This window comes from Corynebacterium sp. HMSC073D01 (genome assembly GCF_001815555.1).
Taxonomy (GTDB): Bacteria; Actinomycetota; Actinomycetes; order Mycobacteriales; family Mycobacteriaceae; genus Corynebacterium; species Corynebacterium glucuronolyticum.
This window is the reverse complement of sequence record NZ_KV821082.1, coordinates 122647-141196: the sequence shown is the minus strand read 5'-3', so window position 1 is coordinate 141196 and position 18550 is coordinate 122647. Positions and strand designations below refer to the sequence as shown.

Annotated in this window: 19 protein-coding genes and 1 tRNA gene; 9 read left to right on the top strand and 11 right to left on the bottom strand. The window is 62.0% G+C overall.

Annotation, left to right across the window (positions count from 1 at the left end):
* Positions 1–21 precede the first annotated feature (21 nt).
* Positions 22–915, bottom strand: coding sequence for a phosphoribosylaminoimidazolesuccinocarboxamide synthase (locus HMPREF3044_RS11195; RefSeq protein WP_005393750.1), 894 nt, complete (start codon positions 913–915; stop codon positions 22–24).
* A 134-nt stretch (positions 916–1049) separates the two neighbouring features.
* Between HMPREF3044_RS11195 and HMPREF3044_RS11190 the strand changes: the two genes are divergently transcribed.
* A complete protein-coding gene (locus HMPREF3044_RS11190) occupies positions 1050–1877 on the top strand; it encodes a hypothetical protein (protein WP_070741745.1) in 828 nt (275 codons plus the stop codon).
* Positions 1874–2233 carry a hypothetical protein gene (locus HMPREF3044_RS11185; protein ID WP_070741742.1) on the top strand — a complete coding sequence of 120 codons (360 nt, stop codon included), beginning with the start codon at positions 1874–1876 and terminating at the stop codon, positions 2231–2233. The genes HMPREF3044_RS11190 and HMPREF3044_RS11185 overlap by 4 nt, the downstream gene beginning before the upstream one ends.
* A 150-nt stretch (positions 2234–2383) precedes the next feature.
* Here HMPREF3044_RS11185 and purB read toward each other — a convergent pair whose 3' ends face one another.
* Both purB and purD read right to left on the bottom strand, forming a co-directional pair.
* On the bottom strand, positions 2384–3811 hold the full coding sequence (purB, locus tag HMPREF3044_RS11180) for an adenylosuccinate lyase (RefSeq protein WP_070741739.1): 1428 nt from the start codon (positions 3809–3811) through the stop codon (positions 2384–2386).
* Positions 3811–5055 carry a phosphoribosylamine--glycine ligase gene (gene purD / locus HMPREF3044_RS11175; RefSeq protein ID WP_005393734.1) on the bottom strand — a complete coding sequence of 415 codons (1245 nt, stop codon included), beginning with the start codon at positions 5053–5055 and terminating at the stop codon, positions 3811–3813. The genes purB and purD overlap by 1 nt, the downstream gene beginning before the upstream one ends.
* Before the next feature lie 27 nt (positions 5056–5082).
* On the opposite strand from purD, the gene HMPREF3044_RS11170 reads away from it, so the two are divergent.
* Together HMPREF3044_RS11170 and HMPREF3044_RS11165 are read left to right on the top strand one after the other, a co-directional pair.
* Positions 5083–5481, top strand: a complete 399-nt coding sequence (locus HMPREF3044_RS11170; protein WP_070741736.1) for an HIT family protein — start codon at positions 5083–5085, stop codon at positions 5479–5481.
* A complete protein-coding gene (locus HMPREF3044_RS11165; RefSeq protein WP_005393731.1) occupies positions 5463–5723 on the top strand; it encodes a 2Fe-2S iron-sulfur cluster-binding protein in 261 nt (86 codons plus the stop codon). Before HMPREF3044_RS11170 ends, HMPREF3044_RS11165 begins: the two co-directional genes overlap by 19 nt.
* On the opposite strand, the gene HMPREF3044_RS11160 is transcribed toward HMPREF3044_RS11165, so the two are convergent.
* The 7 genes from HMPREF3044_RS11160 to HMPREF3044_RS11130 form a co-directional block, all read right to left on the bottom strand.
* Entirely contained in the window at positions 5720–7105 is a 1386-nt protein-coding gene (locus HMPREF3044_RS11160; RefSeq protein ID WP_070741734.1) for a sensor histidine kinase, read from the bottom strand. The genes HMPREF3044_RS11165 and HMPREF3044_RS11160 overlap by 4 nt on opposite strands.
* Before the next feature lie 6 nt (positions 7106–7111).
* Complete coding sequence (locus HMPREF3044_RS11155) at positions 7112–7813, bottom strand: response regulator transcription factor (protein ID WP_005388772.1); 702 nt, start codon at positions 7811–7813, stop codon at positions 7112–7114.
* A 244-nt stretch (positions 7814–8057) separates the two neighbouring features.
* Positions 8058–9809, bottom strand: a complete 1752-nt coding sequence (locus HMPREF3044_RS11150) for a pyruvate dehydrogenase (RefSeq protein ID WP_070741731.1) — start codon at positions 9807–9809, stop codon at positions 8058–8060.
* Positions 9809–10609: an ABC transporter ATP-binding protein gene (locus tag HMPREF3044_RS11145; protein ID WP_070741728.1), complete on the bottom strand. Its 801-nt coding sequence runs from the start codon at positions 10607–10609 to the stop codon at positions 9809–9811. Before HMPREF3044_RS11145 ends, HMPREF3044_RS11150 begins: the two co-directional genes overlap by 1 nt.
* Entirely contained in the window at positions 10600–11646 is a 1047-nt protein-coding gene (locus tag HMPREF3044_RS11140; protein ID WP_070741725.1) for a FecCD family ABC transporter permease, read from the bottom strand. Before HMPREF3044_RS11140 ends, HMPREF3044_RS11145 begins: the two co-directional genes overlap by 10 nt.
* Before the next feature lie 3 nt (positions 11647–11649).
* Entirely contained in the window at positions 11650–12864 is a 1215-nt protein-coding gene (locus tag HMPREF3044_RS11135; protein ID WP_070741722.1) for an ABC transporter substrate-binding protein, read from the bottom strand.
* A 219-nt stretch (positions 12865–13083) separates the two neighbouring features.
* A tRNA-Thr gene (locus tag HMPREF3044_RS11130) sits at positions 13084–13156 on the bottom strand.
* A gap of 71 nt (positions 13157–13227) precedes the next feature.
* On the opposite strand from HMPREF3044_RS11130, the gene HMPREF3044_RS11125 reads away from it, so the two are divergent.
* The 5 genes from HMPREF3044_RS11125 to otsB are packed head-to-tail and all read left to right on the top strand — an operon-like array spanning position 13228 to position 17508.
* Complete coding sequence (locus HMPREF3044_RS11125; protein ID WP_070741719.1) at positions 13228–14667, top strand: threonine/serine exporter ThrE; 1440 nt, start codon at positions 13228–13230, stop codon at positions 14665–14667.
* A gap of 39 nt (positions 14668–14706) precedes the next feature.
* The gene (locus tag HMPREF3044_RS11120) at positions 14707–15096 is read left to right on the top strand and encodes a histone (protein WP_210400556.1); all 390 of its coding nucleotides are present in this window, start codon (positions 14707–14709) and stop codon (positions 15094–15096) included.
* Positions 15096–16415 carry an alpha,alpha-trehalose-phosphate synthase (UDP-forming) gene (locus tag HMPREF3044_RS11115; protein ID WP_070741716.1) on the top strand — a complete coding sequence of 440 codons (1320 nt, stop codon included), beginning with the start codon at positions 15096–15098 and terminating at the stop codon, positions 16413–16415. The genes HMPREF3044_RS11120 and HMPREF3044_RS11115 overlap by 1 nt, the downstream gene beginning before the upstream one ends.
* Positions 16416–16423: 8 nt before the next feature.
* A complete protein-coding gene (locus HMPREF3044_RS11110) occupies positions 16424–16816 on the top strand; it encodes an META domain-containing protein (protein ID WP_246821057.1) in 393 nt (130 codons plus the stop codon).
* 8 nt (positions 16817–16824) lie between these two features.
* Entirely contained in the window at positions 16825–17508 is a 684-nt protein-coding gene (otsB, locus tag HMPREF3044_RS11105) for a trehalose-phosphatase (protein WP_070741710.1), read from the top strand.
* Here the strand turns inward: otsB and HMPREF3044_RS11100 are convergent.
* Positions 17468–18490 (bottom strand): LacI family DNA-binding transcriptional regulator, encoded by a 1023-nt coding sequence (locus HMPREF3044_RS11100; RefSeq protein ID WP_070741707.1) that lies wholly within the window; start codon positions 18488–18490, stop codon positions 17468–17470. The two genes, otsB and HMPREF3044_RS11100, sit on opposite strands and share 41 nt — an antisense overlap.
* Positions 18491–18550 lie beyond the last annotated feature (60 nt).

Below are 18550 nucleotides of genomic sequence, written 5' to 3'. Positions count from 1 at the left end.
AGGGGGTGTGAGGTGCGGTTTTTAGGCGCAGTGGCCGATCCAGTCTTTGAACTTGGTGCCGGTGATGCGCTCGTAGGCTTCGATGTAGCGCTCGCGGGTCGCCTCGACAACGGAGCCGGGGAGGCTCGGCGGGTTGTCGCCGGAGGCGCGGTCCCAGCCGGAGTCGGGGCCGGTGAGCCAGTTGCGGAGGTACTGCTTGTCAAAGCTGGGCTGAACCTTGCCCTCGACGTAGGTGTCGGCGTCCCAGTAGCGGGAGGAATCGGGGGTGAGGACCTCGTCGGCAAGCGTGAGGGTCCCGTTCTCGTCGAGGCCGAACTCGAACTTCGTGTCGGCGACGATGACACCCTTGGCGATGGCAATCTCGGCACCCTGGGTGTAGAGGTCGAGGGTAGCGTCGCGGAGCTGGGTGGCAAGCTTCTCACCGAGCTTTTCGACGACCGCCTCGAAGCTGACGTTCTCGTCGTGCTCACCGTAGTCGGCCTTCGTGGCCGGGGTGAAGATGGGTTCCGGGAGACGCGACGCCTCCTTCAAGCCGTCGGGAAGCTCAATCCCACAAACCGAACCCTTTTCCTGATACTCAACTAGTGCCGAGCCCGTGAGGTAACCACGGGCGACGCACTCGAACGGCAACATGTTCAGCTTGTGGCACACCATCGCGCGGCCGAGGACCTCCTCGGGGATCCGCTCGTCATCGATCGGGCCCGCCAGATGATTGGGAAAATCGAGGTGCTCAAAAAAGTAGTTGCTCATCGCAGTGAGCACGCGACCCTTATCGGGAATCTCCGAATCAAGGATGTAGTCGTATGCCGAGATGCGGTCACTCGTAACAAGCAGGAGAGTCTCGTCATCTACCTCGTAGATTTCACGCACCTTACCTGCAGAAAAATGCTCATATGCGGATAGTTCTGGTCGCATGACCTATTACTCTAGACCCATCAAAACCAATTCGCCACGTAGCCACCCGCCCCATGAGTGATACCGCACGCCCCACACCACCCCGTGCGACTAACGGTCTACCCCACCCAGGCCCGCGCGGTAGCGTAAAAGACATGAAGCTCATCGCCCTCACGCTAGCGGCCACGCTCCCCATCAACTACACCGTCACCTTCACCCCCGACACGAACGAACCACTCGCCGGACAACCCCAAGCCTGGATGTGCACCATCACCCCAGAACCCCCCACCGGCAAAGAGTTCTTTACCGAACTACAGCGGGCCCGCACCGAGCTACGCACCAACCTCCTCCACCGCTACCACGACCACGCCGAGGACATCACCGCCCTCGACCACCGGATCGCCTACGCCAACAAGTTCGGCCAATCAGAAGCAGCCGATAAAATCCTCGACCACGACGTAGCGACCATGGCCCGCATCCTCACCGCCGACGGCTTCAAAGCCTCCGAACTGGACTTCCTTTTCTCGAGTATCCCCGCAGCTAGTACAGACATTCCTCTCGGTGTGGTGGAGGATACCGCCGTTGGCGCCACCTACACCCGGGAGGCGGCCGCACGGACATCGGCGGATGAGCTCGCCGCCGAGCTGGAAGCGGCGCTTTCCCAGGATTCTCTCCTCGTGCCGTCAGACGCGTCGGAACCGTTGCAGGAGGAAGCGAGGCGCGTCGACAAGCGAGTGCGGGAGGAAGCGGCGAGAGTGAGGTTTGATGCCCCCTCCTACCACGAAGCGCTTTTGGCGTGTGAGCAGGGCATTGACGCGAGAAATGGGACGAGTGCGGGGTCTTTTGTGAGGGAGCCTGCCGGTGCGGAGTTTCGGCCTGTCGAGATTTTTGGGATTGTTGTTGGGGCGCTTAGTCTCACGGGGCTCATCGGCTGGCTGTACACTATTGCAAAACACTTCGATGTGAGGAGGATCCTTCCATGAGACTGTCAGCATTAGCGGTGTGTGGTGTTGTTGCTGCATCTGCAATCACCGCACCGGCATCAGCAGCCACGACGGATGTCCTCGTCACCGTGGGTGAGGGTTCCCCTCTTGAAGGGGCGACCGCAGATGACGATTTCACGGGGCCGGCCCAGGTCTACCCGCAGCGAGCCCCGGAGGGGTCATCCACAGCGAATGGGTCTGTGGGGGATCTGCTGCGGCTTATTGGTCTACAGTTTTCCACCGCGACGCCGACGGAGACCGCAAAGTTGGTGACGTTTATCATGGGCCTCGTCACGCAGTTTGCCTTGGCTTTGGGGAAGTTTGCGGACGAGGAGAAGGCTCCCGCAGGCGCGTAGCCGCTAGGGGCTGTGTAACGGTTCTACCCCTTGACCTGCGTCACTACTTTTATTTTGGCGTGTTTTGGTCAGGGGTTCTTTTTTGCCTGCGACCTATGGGTGCCGAAAAGGCCGCGACCTGTGCTGGTCGCGGCCTGTTTCTTGTGGGTGTTAAAGGATGTCACCCGGGGTGTAGGAGGCAGCCTCCGGGTGCGCCTGGACAAGGGCGTTGACCTGGTCGACAACGCGGGCGATCTGGGAGCCGGCGGCCCCGATGAAGGCGTGCTTATCGGCAAGCGCGGTGTCGAGGGCGGCGCGGTCGAGGGGGAGGCGGGGATCGTCGGCAAGCCTCTGGATGAGGTCTTGCTCGCCGCCGTTTTCGCGCATGTTGAGGGCGACGGCGACGGCGTTTTCCTTGATTACCTCGTGGGCGGTTTCGCGGCCGACACCGGCGCGGACGGCGGCCATGAGGATCCTCGTGGTGGCGAGGAAGGGGAGGTAGCGTTCGAGTTCGCGGTTGATCATCGCGGGGAAGGCACCGAATTCCTTGAGGACGGTGAGGAGGGTCTCGAACTGGCCGTCGATGGCGAAGAAGGCATCCGGCAGCGCGACGCGGCGGACGACGGAGCAGAACACGTCGCCCTCGTTCCACTGTTGGCCGGCAAGGTCGGCGACCATGGTGTTGTAACCGCGGAGGATGACCTGGAAGCCGCAGACGCGCTCGCAGGAGCGGGCGTTCATCTTGTGGGGCATGGCGGAGGAGCCGACCTGGCCCTTCTTGAAGCCCTCGGTGACGGTTTCGTTGCCGGCCATGAGCCGGATGGTGTGAGCGAAGCTGGAGGGGCCTGCGCCGAGCTGCACGAGGGTGGAGACGACATCGAGGTCGAGGGAGCGGGGGTAGACCTGGCCGACGGAGTCGAGGACGCGGGAGATGCCGAGGTGGGTGGCGATGCGGGATTCGAGTTCGGCGAGCTTTGCCTCGTCGCCGCCCATGAGGTCGAGCATGTCCTGGGAGGTGCCCATGGGGCCCTTGATTCCGCGCAGGGGGTAGCGCTCGAGGAGGTTGTTGAGCTTTTCGACGGCCACGAGCATCTCATCGGCAGCCGATGCGAAGCGCTTGCCCAGGGTGGTGGCCTGTGCGGCAACGTTGTGGGAGCGACCGGCCATGACGAGCCCCTGGTACTCGGTGGCCTTCTCGGCCAGGCGGGCAAGGACGGTGATGGCCTTGTCCCGGATGAGCGTCATAGACTGGTGCATCTGCACCTGCTCAACATTTTCGGTGAGGTCACGAGACGTCATGCCCTTGTGAATGTGCTCGTAGCCGGCGAGCGCATTGAACTCCTCAATGCGGGCCTTCACGTCGTGGCGGGTGACCTTTTCGCGCTCGGCGATGGAGTCCAGATCCACCTCGTCCACGTGGGCCTCGTAGGCGGCGATGGCTTCCTCGGGGATGTCCACGCCGAGGTCCTTCTGGGCCTTCATGACGGCAATCCAGAGCTGACGCTCCATCTTGATCTTGGCTTCCGCACCCCACAGGTCCTTCATCTTCTGGGAGGCGTACCGGCTGGCTAACACATTTGGGATACTCACAGCGCTCATTATTGCACGCTCAGCTTTCCTTCGGCGGCCTTCCGGCCGATGTCCGTGCGATAGTGGCTTCCGCGCAGCTCAATGCGGGAAATCTGCTCGTACGCGGTGGCCCGGGCCTCCTCCAGGGTCTCCCCCAGCCCGACGACGGAGAGCACGCGGCCGCCGTTGGATACAAGCTGGCCGTCTACGACGGCGGTCCCGGCGTGCAGAGTCCCCTCAGCGCCGGTGATCGGGTCGCCCTTTATGGGGTGTTCGGGGTACCCCTCGGCGGCGAGCACGACGGTGACGGCGTAGCCCGGCTTCCAGGTAATCGGACCCATCTCGCTCAACCTGTTTTGTGCGGTGGCCAGGAGGTATTCGCTCAGATCCGAACCGAACAGGGCAAGCACGGACTGGGTTTCTGGGTCGCCGAAGCGGCAGTTGAATTCGACCACTGCGGGGCCCTTCTTGCCCCAGGCCAGGCCCGCGTACAGGAGGCCACTGTAGGGGTCGCCCTGCGCCACCATTTGCTTGGCGACGGGGCGGACAACGTCGTTGACGATACGGTCAACGTTGTCCTGACTCACCCACGGCAGCGGCGCGTAGGCACCCATCCCGCCCGTGTTGGGGCCTTCGTCATTATCCCCCACGCGCTTGTGATCCTGGGCGGGCAGTAGGGGGACAACGGTTTCGCCGTCGACAAGGCAGAACAGCGAAATTTCGGGGCCGTCGAGGAAGCTCTCCACGAGCACCGGGTTGCCGGCTGCGAGCACCTCGTGGGCGTGGGCTTTCGCAGCCTGCAGGTCCTCGGTGACGACGACGCCCTTGCCGGCGGCAAGCCCGTCATCTTTGACCACATAGGGTGCCTCGAAGTGGCTAAGCACCTCATCCACATCGCGTTCCTCGGTAATCTGCTCGGCGCGGGCAGTCGCCACCCCGGCCTTGGCCATGACATCCTTGGCAAAGGCCTTGGAGCCCTCGATGCGGGCGGCGGATTTGGAGGGGCCGAACACGTCGATGCCCTCGGCGCGGAGGATGTCGGCAAGCCCCTCAACGAGCGGAACCTCAGGGCCGACGACGACCAAATCTACGGAAAGATCCCTGCACAGACCCACAATCTGCTCGGTGGTGTGGATGTCCGGGTGGCACGTGGCCGCCGTCATGCCGGGGTTGCCGGGGGCAGCGTGGACATCGTTTCCGGCCCCGTTGCCGTGGGCCAGGGCGTTGACAAGGGCGTGTTCGCGGGCGCCCGATCCGATTACCAAAATACGCATGCGCCTAAGCGTACTAGGATTTAAACCATGAGCAGCATTTTCTCGAAGATTATCGCCGGTGAGATTCCCGGCCGTTTTGTGTACAGGGACGATACCGTCGTCGCGTTTTTGGACGTGGCACCGCAGCAAAAGGGGCACACGCTGGTGGTTCCCGTCGAAGAGGTGAACCGCTGGACGGATCTCGACCCGGCCACGTGGCAGCACCTGACGGAGGTGGCCCAGAAGGTGGGCAAAGCGGTCATCGAGGTGTTCGGCTCCGAGCGGGCCAGCTTCATCATTGCCGGCTTTGACGTGCCGCACACGCACATCCACGTGTTCCCCGCCAATGACATGGAGGGCTACAACCTGGGTCACAAGGTGGATGTCAGCGACGAGGAGCAGGACGAGATTGCGGAAAGGCTCGCCGAGTGCATAAAGCGTTTGTAAACGATACGGAATATGAGTTTGCCTGGCCCGCCGACACGGTGCTCCTGGAGGCGATGGAGGCGGCGGGAATTCCCGCCAACTACTCCTGCCGCCAGGGCGAGTGCGGATCGTGCCAGGTGTACATCGAGGGTGGGGCCTCGCACATGCGGCCCCACGATTACGAGCCCGGGGAGGGCGTCACGCTGGCGTGCCAGACGCTGCGCGATGATGAGGGGCCGTTCGAGGTGGAGAGCGTCTTTTAGGCGGACTCTTCGTCGATAAGCCGGGGGAGCCGAACCGTAAACGTCGAGCCCACGCCCTTTGTTGAGGTGACCGAGAGGGAGCCTCCGTGGGCCTCGACGAGCGACTTGGCGATGGACAGCCCCAGCCCCGAGCCGCCCGACTGGCGGGAGCGGGACTCGTCGGTGCGGTAGAAGCGATCAAAGATGTGCTCCAGATCCTCCGGGGCCATCCCCTGGCCGTTGTCGCGCACATCGATGATGACATCCGTGTCATCTGCCGTGGGCAGGACGGAAACGTCCTTCCCGCCGTGAACGAGGCCGTTGACCATGAGGTTGGTGAATACGCGGCGGATTTTCTCCTCGTCGGCCAGCACGTACAGGGGCTCAGATTCCCCGATGGTGATCTCACGGTCCGGGTATGCCACCCGCAGCGACGTGCCGAGCGACTCGATCACCTCCATGAGGTCAACCTTCTGCTTATCCAGCGGGTTGCCTTCCGCCCGGGTGAGGGCCAGCAGGTCCTCCACGAGCGTCGTCATGCGACCAGCCTCCTCTTGGATCTTCGACAAAACCCAATCGGCATCGTCTGTAGCGCCGGTCTTATACAGCTCAGCGAAGCCTTTCACACTGGTCAGCGGCGTGCGTAGCTCGTGCGAGGCGTCGCCGACGAACTGCCGCATCTCCTTTTCCTGACGGTGCGACTTCTGCAGTGAGTCCTGCAGCTGCTCGAGCATGGTGTTGATCGCGCACGCCAGTTTGCCCACCTCTGTGGTTTGTGGCCAGGCGGGGACACGGCGGTTCATGTCCCCGTCGGTGATCGCCTGCGCGACCGACTCCACGGTCCGCAATGGGCGCAATGCCCGGTAGATGACAAGAATCGCAATGAGCGCCACGAGGAGCAGAGAACTCAGGCCGATGCTCGCCTGAGTCTTGATGAGGTTTTTCACCGTCGACTGCTCTTCTTCCAGCGACTGGGCGACAACCGTCGTCGTCCCGCCGGTGCGCACGGCAAGCACCCGCCAATACGCGGACGAATTAGAACCTGCTGCCGGAACCACCGTGTACGGCTGCCCATTGGTAACGATCGTGGACAAATCCGGGGCGGAGTCGCGATCATTCATGACAACGAGATCCCCGTTCGGCATCTGCCGCTGCACGTAAAAGTTGGACGGCGGGCGGGTGTGTGCAAGCGGCTCCTCCGCCGGATACACATCCCACGCCCAGCCGTTGACGGCACCGATGAGGCGCTCATCCACGCGAGAATAGGTGAAGTCCCGCATGATTGCGGTGACCACGATTCCTGTCCCACCAATCGCAACGATGGCCAATGCCAGCACGAGGATCACCAACGACGCATTGAGGGAAATGCGCGATGTGGGATCCTTTGTTCTTGGAACGCGCATCGAGCGTTACTTGCGCGGCTGACGCAGAACGTAACCCACGCCACGCACTGTCTGAATGAGCTGCGGCTCCTGTGTATCAATCTTGCGACGCAGGTAGGAGATGTAACTTTCCACCACGTTGCCGTCGCCACCGAAATCGTAGTGCCACACGTTATCCAAAATCTTCGCCTTGGACACGACAACCTCCGCATTCAGCATGAGGTACCGCAACAGGTTGAACTCCGTGGGAGACAGGTCGACGATTGTCCCCGCCTTCGTCACCTCATGCGTCTCGTCGTTCAGGGTCAGATCCGCGTACGTCAGAACACCACTGGCTTCTTCGGTTTCCTCCGCCTTCCCACGACGCAGAATCACGCGCAGCCGCGTAATCACCTCTTCTAGGGAGAAGGGCTTCACCACGTAATCATCGGCACCGATGGTCAGGCCGTGGATCTTATCCTCCACCGCGTCTTTCGCCGTAAGGAAGAGCACCGGGCCATCGTGGCCGGTCTCCCGCAGCTTTGTAAGCAGCTCGAAGCCGTCCATCCCGGGCATCATGACATCGAGGATGAACGCATCCGGACGGGATTCCTCCGCGACCTTCAGTGCCTCCTCACCGCCGCTAGCAGTCACGACGTCGAATCCTTGGAAGCGCAAAGAAACCTGCAGTAGCTCGACAATGTTCGGCTCGTCGTCAACAACTAGAACTTTCGTTTGTGCATCAGTCATGAATACTATTGTTCCATCATTTTCTTTTACCCGCCTTAAAGGGTAATGGGTATTTCCTCCCCCACGGAGAGGAATTCGCCCGTGACCTGGCAATCAGCGTAAAAAACTGGCAGGCTTTCCTGGAACTGGAAGGAGTTAGGACGAGCCTGCGGTGAGATATGCGGGGAGGGAGGGATCGAGCGTCGACAAGCAAAAACGGCCGGCACCATGGGGCGCTGGCCGTTTGCAGTAAGCCTAGGTGGACCTAGGTGAGCTCCGTGAGGGAGGCGGGGATGTTACGGAGGTTGGACTTTGCGATGTCCAACATTTTGCCCACGCCACCGTCGAGAACCGTGGCAGCAGCCGCGCGACCGAAGCCGTAGAGCATGCTCATCGTGATGTCCGGCGGGATGGACAGGGCATTGGGATCGGTGACGATATCCACGAGCTGCGGCCCCGGGGAGTTGAGCGCGTGGGAGAGGCGGTCGCGGATCTCCTTCGGGTCGGTGATCCGCACCGAGGGGATGCCGACGGCGTTGCCGATCGCCGCGAAGTCCACCGGGGAGTGGTCGGTCTGGAACTCCTGCAGGCCAGCAACGAGCATCTCCAGCTTCACCATGCCCAGCGAGGAGTTGTTAAACACAACGATCTTCACGGGGATGTTGTGGAGCTTCACCGTAAGGAGCTCACCCAGCAGCATCCCAAGACCGCCGTCGCCACAGATGGCGATGGTCTGGCGGCCGGAGTAAGCGGCACCGATAGCGTGCGGCAGCGCGTTGGCCATCGTTCCATGGCGGAACGAGCCGAGGAGGCTGCGCTTGCCCGACTGGTTGGTGACGTAGCGGGCGGCCCACACATTGTTCATGCCCGTGTCGACGGTGAAAATGGCATCGTCGGCGGCGAGGTCATCGAGGATGTCGGCGGCGTACTCGGGGTGGATCGGCGTGTGCTCCTCCACACCGTCGGTGTAGGCCTCGACGATCTTCTCCAGCAGCTGGGCGTGCTTCTTCAGCATCTTGTCCAGGAAGTTGCGGTTTGTCTTCTCCTCAATGAGGGGCAGAACGGCGCGGATTGTTGCTCCCACATCGCCAACAACCGGGTGCGTGACGCGGGTGCGACGGCCGATGGCAGCCGCGTTGATGTCCACCTGGGCGACGTTCTTATCCGGCAGGAAGTCGCTGTAGGGAAAGTCGGTGCCCAGCATGATGAGGAGGTCCGCAGTGGTGCAGGCCTCGTGGCAGGAGCCGTACCCCAACAGACCACTCATGCCCACGTCGTAAGGGTTGTCGTGCTGGATAAACATCTTACCGCCGAGGGCATGTCCCACCGGGGACTTCACCTTGCCTGCCAGCTCAAGCACCTCATCGCGGGCGTTCATCACGCCGCGACCGCAGAACAGGGCGATGGTATCGGCCTTGCTAATAGCATCCGCCAGGTCCTTGACCTGGTCTGCCGGGGGCACAACCGTCGGCGCGCTTGTCGCGATCTCGGAGGCGATGATGCCGTCGTAGGACGTCTTCTCCATCGTCACATCACCGGGGACCACGAGGACGGACACGCCATGGCCACCGAGGGTGGACTGCAGCGCGTGGTGCAGGATGACGGCGCCCTGCTCGGCGGAGTTCGCCATCTCGCAGTAGCCGGAGCACTCCGCGAAGATCTGCTCGGGGTGCGTCTCCTGGAAGTAATGCGACCCGATCTGACGGGAGGGGATGTGGGATGCCAGGGCGAGAACCTTGGCACCGTTGCGGTGCGAATCGTACAAACCCTGGATGAGGTGGGTGTTGCCGGGGCCGCAGGAGGCAGCGCATACGCCAAGCTCGCCGGTAGCTAGCGAGTAGGACCCGGCGGCGAAGGCTGCGGCCTCCTCGTTGCGCACGTGGATCCACTCAATCTGCTTACTGCGACGCACGGCATCAACGATGGGGTTCAGCGAGTCCCCCACGAGGCCGAAAATACGGGTGACCCCGGTTTCCTCTAGTTTCTTGATAATTATGTCTGCGAGTGTATCCGCCATTAGTGACGTATCCCCTTTCTATCGTTTTCTCCCATGGTAGGCGTTTTCGTCACCGCATGCGCGGCAATGATCGGTATTCCACAGTGCTGCAGAATATCCGCCTTCACGGCGTACACCTGCTCGATGAGTTCAGGGGTGATGACCTCGCTGGGAACACCCTGCGCGAGGATCTCGCCGCAGTGCAAAACGATGAGTTCGTCGCACATGCGGCAAGCAAGGTTGATGTCGTGAATGGCGACAAGGGCAAGGCTGTTGTCCTCGTGCGCCTTCTTCCGCACCGTGTCCAGCACGAAAAGCTGGTGGTGGAGGTCGAGGGCGGAGGTCGGCTCGTCGAGAAGCATGAGCGCCGGTGTCCCCACCATCATCTGTGCCAAAGCGACGAGTTGTCGCTGACCACCGGACAGTTCTGACAGGTAGCGGTGGGCGTAGGCATCCATCCCCAGTCGGTGCATGACCTCCGCTGTGTGCTCGACGGGGTTGGCTACCGCTTCTCGACGGCTGGTAATCAGCACCGCTTCAAAGGCCCGCAAGGCTGCGGACTCGGGAAGGCCCTGGGGCACGTACCCGATCGCCTTGCGGCGAGCGCGGGGAGGAACCACCTGGGCGTCGACAAGCAAAGAAACCTCGCCCGAACGAACCGGATGCAGGCCAGCGACCGTCTGCATGAACGTCGATTTGCCCGACCCGTTCGGGCCGAGGACACCGACCACCCGGCCGCCGGTAAGCGGAGCAACCGTCACGCCGTCCAGCACGCGGTGGCGGCCATAGCCTGCGACCAGATCGCGAATCGCTAGCTCCACAGCGCACGCCTCCTCGTCAGCACAATACCCAGGAAGAACGGGACACCCAGAAGCGAGGTCACGATGCCGATCGGGATGGCCAGCCCCGGCTTCGCCATGAGGCTCACCGCGTGCGCACAGCACATGACGGCAGCCCCCGACGCCATCGACGCGGGGATGAAGTAGCGCTGGTCCTCCCCCACCAACATGCGGGCAATGTGCGGACCAACAAGCCCCACAAACCCGATGATGCCGGCAAACGCCACCGTCGTCGACGCCAAAAGCGACGACAACACCAACACGACAATCCGCAACCTCGACGTATTCACGCCCATCGACTGCGCCCGCGCATCCCCCAGGCGCAACGCCGTCAACTTCCACGACTGCGACGCGAGCAGCGGACACACCACAACAAGCACCACAGCCAACAGTCCATTGGCCACCCACGTCGCACGCGTCATCGACCCCAACGACCAGAACACAATCTGCGACAGTGCCTCCGCACTCGCCCGATACTGGATGAGCGCCAGCAATGCCTGGAAGAAGAACACCAGGCCGATGCCGAGCAGCACCATCGTCTCAGCGCGGGCGCCGCGGAGGATGGCGGCGATGACGATGACCGCTGTCGCCCCCACGGAGGAGATCCAGGCGATGACCGCGAGGTTTAGCTGAGGATTGGTGACCACCTGCCAGCCGAGGACGATCGCCGTCGCGCCGCCGAAGGCAGCGCCAGCGGAGATCCCCAGGGTGAACGGCTCGGCGAGGGGGTTACCCAGAATGGTCTGCATTTCCGCGCCGGCGAGCGACAGGGACACACCGATGAGGAGCGCCATGACGGCCATCGGCAGGCGGAGGTCCCACAGAACCGTATGCGTTTGCTCATCGAGGGAGGAGGGAACCATGATTCCGCCGATGACCTGCGAGGGGGTCAGAGAAATCGCACCCACCATGTTGCTCATGACGAACGCGGCGGCCGCGACAACGCACAGCCCCACGACGATCGCCACCCGGCGCGCTGTCAGGCGCCGGTGTTCGTGGACAAGATCGACCTCGCTCACGTCCTACTCACCTGCCGGAGTCGACGTAGAGAAGAACACGCCCTCGCCGGAGACCGGCGAGTACTTTTCCTGTGCCTTCATCCACTCCGCCGGGACATCAATATCCGAGTAGTCCTCCGGGTGCAGCCACGCGGCGATCTGCAGGAGCGCAAGGTAGTTGAATGGGGAGTTGTAGAACTGGTGCCACAGACCGTGCAGCTGGCCGTCCTTCACTGCGGACAACGTATCGAAGCCCTTCTGCCCTTTGGAAAGGTTATTCACGCTGACCTGGGCATCTTCATCAGAAATGCGGTAGCCGAGGGCCGCGTAGCCCACCGGGTTTCCTTCCTTATTACGCTTTGCCGACCACTCGCCACCGGTGGCGAAAATCTCATCCGGGTTATCGCTGATGACCTTCTCCGGGGTCATGGCACCGGATTCACCCTCGATGACAGCATCGCCAATGTTCTTACCGCCGGCGACGTTAACCAGCTGAGAAATGTTGGAATCGTTCCAGGTCTGGCAGCAATCGGACAGCCCCGCCGCACGCCACACGAACGCCGTCGGCTTGTCCTCGTCTTTCAACTTGGCGGAGCGGCCTTTCACCAGGTCCACCGTCTCCTGCCAATCCTTATTGAACGCGGCCGCTTCCTTCTCCTTGCCAAAGACCGTGCCGAAGATCTCTATCGAGCGCGTCGTGTTCTCCAGGGGTTTGGCGCGGAAATCCGTCACCGCGTAGGTCAGCCCCGCCTTGTCCATCGACTCGATGAGGCCGGTCTTCTCGCTGGCCTGGTATTCGTCAAGCGACAGCAGGATGATATCCGGCTTCAGGGACAGCAGGTTTTCCACCGTCACATCGCCCTTCATGAAACCGCCGACCTCCGGCAGATCCTTCACCTCGGGGTTCGTCTGCTCCAGCTGGGCCATGTAGTCCGGGACGTTGTCCTTCAGATCCGTGCCGATGCCGACGACCTTGTCCAGGGGGTTGGACTTGTCGAGGATGCCGGTGGCGAAGACGCTCCTCCCCTCACCGAGCAGAATGCGCTCGGGAGCTGCGGGAAGGGAAATATTTCGGCCGGTGATGTCGGTGAAGGTGAGGGCTGCGGCCTGGGTGGTGGAGGTGGACTGCTCGGAGGTGGTATCGGCAGTTTCAGTGCCGCAGGCGGTCAGGCCGCTGACGGCTAGCGCTGCGACGGCGACGAGGCCGACGAAGCGGCGTCGGGAGCGGGAAAAGGACATGCGTGTCTCCTTGGTGATACCTAATCGTTACGCCTTGAGCATAGCGCCTTAGGTAAGCCTAACCAATACAAAAATAAGGAAATGGAGAAAGGGCATACGTTTGCGCAGGCTATGCACGTGGCACATGATGGATTACACGGTGGCGACCGGAAGTGTTGCAGACCACAGTACGAGAAAGCGTCGACAAGCAAAAACCCCCGCACGAGGCGGGGGTGAGAGAGCTGGAGACGAGACTTGAACTCGCAACCTACGGTTTACAAGACCGTTGCGCTACCGATTGCGCCACTCCAGCGGACTGAGGTTGTATCGTACCAGTTGTGACTACTTTTAAAGAAGTCGACCCGCGTGTGACAGGCTGAACCCATGGGAAATATCCTGCGTACCCTCCGTTTACGGGCAAATACCAACGCCCGCATCGCGACGATCGATGCGGCCAAGGCAGCGCCACCACCGTCCCCGCTGCAACCCGTTGAGCTAACCAACGAGCACCAGGTGGCCGGCGTGCTCCTCATCGGTGCCCGCGTCGGCGAAATCCTCATCTCCGCAGGAACGGCCAACAGGGATGTGCAGGCACAGATGCGCAGCGTCATCAACGCCTACGGCCTGTATGACGTGCACATCGATGTCACCCTCAACACCATCCAGCTGTCCACACACATCGGCAACGAGGACGGCGATACCACGCCTGTCACCGTGCTGCGCGTCGTCCGCCGTGGCGCGATGGACTTTTCCAAGCTGGCGAAGTTGGACCGCCTCATCCGCTCAATCCGCGCCGGTGCCACCAATCCAACTACCGCCGATATGCAGCTGACGGACCTGTGGAACTCCAAGTCCCCGTACGGTGTCGGGCTTGAGCTTATCGGCTGGGGTGCCCTGGCTGGTGGCTTCGCCATGGTGCTCGGTGGCACGCCGGTGGTGGGAATCGTCGCCTTCATCACCGCCATGGTGATCATGGCTGTGTACAAGCTCATCGGAAAGGTGGGGCTGGGCGATTTCTTCTCGCTCATGGCCGGCGGCTTCATCTCCGTCATCCCCGCAGCCGGTGCGTTTTGGCTCGCCAGCGAATCCGGTTCGTCCATCAACCCGTCGCTCATTATTGCCTCCGGCATCGTCGTCTTGGTGGCAGGGTTGACGCTCGTGCAGTCGCTGGAAGATGCAATTATGGGCACACCGGTGACAGCCTCGGCGCGATTCTTTGAGGCGATGCTCAACACGGGTGCGATCATCGCCGGGGTTTCCCTCGGCGTGCAGTTATCCCTCGCCCTCGGCATCATGCTCCCGGCGATTGAGACGCAAACAGCCCCGGACTTCCAGCACGTGCCGGTGAAGATCGTCCTCGGCGGCATCGCCGCCGCCGGGTACTCGCTGGCGTGCTACTCGGAATGGACCTCCGTGTGGGTCTCCGGCTTAACGACGATGATTGGTTCCGCCGCCTACTATCTCCTCTTCCTCCCCATGGGTCTCGGTGGCATCTTCGGGGCTGGGCTCGCTGCGACGCTCATCGGTCTCATCGGTGGCCTCCTTGCCCGCAGGTTTTTGATCCCCCCGCTGATCATCGCCATCGCCGGTGTCACTCCCCTGCTGCCAGGCCTGCGCATTTACCGCTCCATTTACGCAATCATCCACGAGCAGCTCCTCGTCGGCATTTCCTCCATGGCCATCGCCTTGGCTACGGCGATCGCTCTGGCTGCCGGCATTGTGCTCGGCGAGTGGATGGCACGCCGGATCCGTCGCCCGAAGCCGTTCAAGCCCTATCAGAACATCATTCGCAGGCGGTATAGCTTTAAACGTAGTGGTCGGTAGCGTACAATGGCGCCGAAGAAGTAGTTATCTATCGGAGGTTTGATTTTCGTGGCTTTTAGGACGTCCCGGGATCGCGAAGCGGAAGCAGAAGCGCAGCAGCAGCTGGAGGAAGAGACCGCTACGGCTGCACGCAGGGTAGTAGCCTCGTACTCCGAGGACTACCACGATGCCGTCATGTTGTCATCCATGCTGGGGATCACCCCGGACGGCTTCGTCTATGCACAGTTCGCCGAGTCCGAGGGCATCGAGATGCCGACGACGGACGGTAAGAAGAAAAAGAAAACCACCAAGAAGTCGACAAAGAAGTCCAGCAAGAAGACGTCGAAAAAGACGACGAAGAAAACCACCAAGAAGACCGCGAAGAAGTCGACAAATAAGACAACAAAGAAAACGTCGAAAAAGACGACGAAGAAAACCACCAAGAAGTAGTGACCGGTAGCGCCTCCTTTCTCATCGCCGCGAATCGTCTCCCCGTGGAGCGACGCGGCGATTCTTGGCGTGTCAGCCCCGGTGGCCTCGTCACCGCACTGACCCCCATCCTCGCCGAGCACAGTGGCACATGGATCGGGTGGGCCGGCACCCCCGGCGACGCGCCCGAACCGTTCACCACTGACTCCGGGATCTCCCTCCACCCCGTCGCCCTCGACGAAGACGACTACCGCGGGTTCTACGAGGGATTTTCCAACGCCACCCTGTGGCCCCTGTACCACGACCTCATTGTGCAGCCCGTGTACAACGCGCAGTGGTGGGAACGCTTTCAACTTGTGAACAGGCGTTTTGCCCAAGAAATCGTCGCCCTCGCCGCTCCCGGCGCGACCGTGTGGGTGCAGGACTACCAACTCCACCTCGTCCCCGGAATGGTGAAGGAACTACGCCCCGACATCACCGTCGGCTTCTTCCTGCATATCCCTTTCCCCTCCCCTGACCTCTTCGCCCAGCTGCCGTGGCGTGAGGAGCTCATCCGCGGGCTTGCGCACGCCGACCTCGTCGGCTTTCACACGGCGCGGTCGGCACAGAACTTTGCGGAATGCGCGACGCGGTTTGCCGGAACGCCGCCGCGGACGGTGGCGTTGCCGATTTCCATCGACACCCCACGGATAGCTTCTGTGGCGCAAGCTGGGGATATCCGTGAGAAACTGGGCAGTCCGGAGACGTTTATCTTGGGCGTCGACAGGTTGGATTACACCAAGGGGATCCTGCCGCGCCTGCTTGCGCTGGAAACTTGCTTCGAGCGTGGCGAGCTCGACCCGCATACAACGACGATGCTGCAGATTGCCACGCCGTCCCGCGAGCGCGTTGAGCACTACGAGAAGACGCGCGCGGCGGTGGAGCGCCACGTTTCTCGGATAAACGGCCTGTACGGAGACCTTTTCCGCCCGGTGGTGCGGTATGTGCACCGCACTGTCGATGCCGCCGACCTGTACTCCCTCTACGCCGCCGCCGACATCATGCTCGTGACCCCGTTCAAAGATGGCATGAACCTGGTGGCCAAGGAGTACGTTGCCTGCCACGCGGACGGCTCCGGTGCCCTTGTCCTCAGCGAGTTTGCCGGTGCCGCCGAGGAGCTGACGCAGGCCTACATTTGTAATCCGTTTGATGTTGAGTCGATTGCCGATGCACTGGCCTCCGCCGCGCGCCGCGAGGGCGACCCGGTGGCGGCGATGCGGGCGATGTTCGCGCGCGTGTCTGAGTTCGATGTTCACCGGTGGGCGAATGATTTCTTGCAGGAATTGGGGCGAACACGATGAGACGGTTAGTGGCTGCTTTTCTCGCCGGGGCGCTGTCCCTGCCGGTGTCGGCGTGCGCGCCGCAGCGCAGTGACCACATGTGGCAGGTGTCGCAGGTGTATCTGAATTCCGCTGCGACCCCGACTCCCCCGGCACCGATGTACCTCGTGCTGGGCACAAGCTCGTTTGCTGGCGATACGGGCTGTGGCCCGATCAATGGCCGGTTGCGTACGGATGAGAAGGAGCACACGATTACGGTGGTGCGCGTGCGCACCCCTGATCGGTTGACGTGCGAGGGCGCGGCGGAGTTCTACCACGATGAATTCCTCCGCTTCTTTACCGGCACCCTGCATGAGGATCGCGACGGCGATGAGCTGACGTTGCGCAACGATGCGGGCGAATCTATTCACATGGTTTACTGAGTGTACTGATGTTTGTTATTTCTGATTTCGACGGAACGCTGGCGGAGTTCAGCACGGATCCGATGAACGTTCCTATCAACCACACGGCGATGCGCGCCCTCGACGAGCTCGCCGCGCTTCCTGGGGTTCGGGTCGCTATTTTGTCCGGGCGGTCTTTGGAACATCTCACTCAGCTTGTCGACGTTTCCGACGCGGTCATTCTGGCCGGCTCCCATGGGGCAGAGACGTTAGGCTTGGACACGGTTCCTAGCGCTGAACAGCAGGAACAGTTGAAAAAGCTGGACCAGGAGCTAGATAAGCTCCTCCACGGTGGTGCCTGGGTGGAGGTCAAGCCTTTTGGGCGCGTCCTCCACACGCGGGCAATGACCTCCGGTGCAGCAGAGCTTGAAGCCCAGGCGAAACGCATCCCCTTTGGCGGCAGGTTGCAGGAGGGCAAGGCCGTGGTGGAGTTCTCCGTCTCCAATGCGTCGAAAGGCGACTGGATCCGCGCGAACCGCAAGCCGGGTGAAAGCGTCATTTTCTTTGGCGACGACGTCACCGATGAGACGGGCTTCGCCGTACTGGCCGACGGCGATACGGGCATCAAAGTCGGCGCGGGCGAGACGAAGGCAACCGTCCGCCTCGCCGACGTAGAAGAAGTGGGCCACTACCTCACAGATCTCGTCGAATCCCTGCGGTCCGCCCAGGAATAAACTCCGTCGGCAACACGGCGTGGCGCGCAGGCGCGCCAGCAATCAGCGCATTGAGCATCTTCCCCACCTCCGCCCCCTTACGCTTGTTATGCTGGTCAACAGTTGTAATTCCCAGATTGACCGCCTCCTCCACCCCATCGAAACCGGTGACGGCCAGCCTGCCACCGGTGCACGCGTAGGCCCCAAGAGCAAGCGAATCTGTCGTACAACAAATCGCGTCACGGTCTGGGAAGAGTTCGAGCAGCTCGCGTGTGGCGCTGACCGCCGTGTGCTTGTTGTTGATGTAGCGCTCGATGATCGGAACATCGTAGATACCTGCAGCGTGGAACACATCTAGTGCCCCCTGCACTCGCGAGCGCTGCACGTGGTGGGTGGCGTTTTCCAGGCGGGAGGAACTGACAAGACCGTCGTGACGCTCCCGATCCAAGCGGATGCACACGATCCCCGGACGCGTGTGGCCCGCGTCCACGAGGGCCTGCGCCGCCGGCGCAATGGCGGCATGGTCATCGATCCCCACAAACGGCACGTTTTCCGGGCAATATGGCTGGTCACACACTACAACCGGTAGGTGGTGGCGGAGCACCTCGGCAAGGTACGGGTCGCGCTCCCCCACCGAATACACGGCGAACCCATCGACAGCGGTGCGCCCAATGAGTTCTGCAGGTGCCAGCGTCTCGCCGAAGGCTGGCACGAGGGTGAGTGCGTAGTTGGTGCCGTAGCTTGCCTCCGCCATGCCGGCGAGGAAGTCGACGGAGGCTTTGTCCTCGAAGGCGTAGGTGAGGTCGTCGGTGAACAGGACACCAATGTTGCCCGTCTTTTGTGTGCGAAGGCTGCGTGCGGTGGCGTTGGGGCCGCGGTAGCCGAGTTTTTTCGCTGCCGTGAGGATACGCCGCCTCGTCGCGGGGCTGAGCTGCGTGGGGTTGTTGTAGGCGTTGGATACGGTGGCAACAGATACGCCGACGTGGGCTGCGACCGTGGCCATGGTTACCCGTTTTGGCACGATTTCTCCTCACCCAAGTTGACAATGATTTTCAGAACCTTA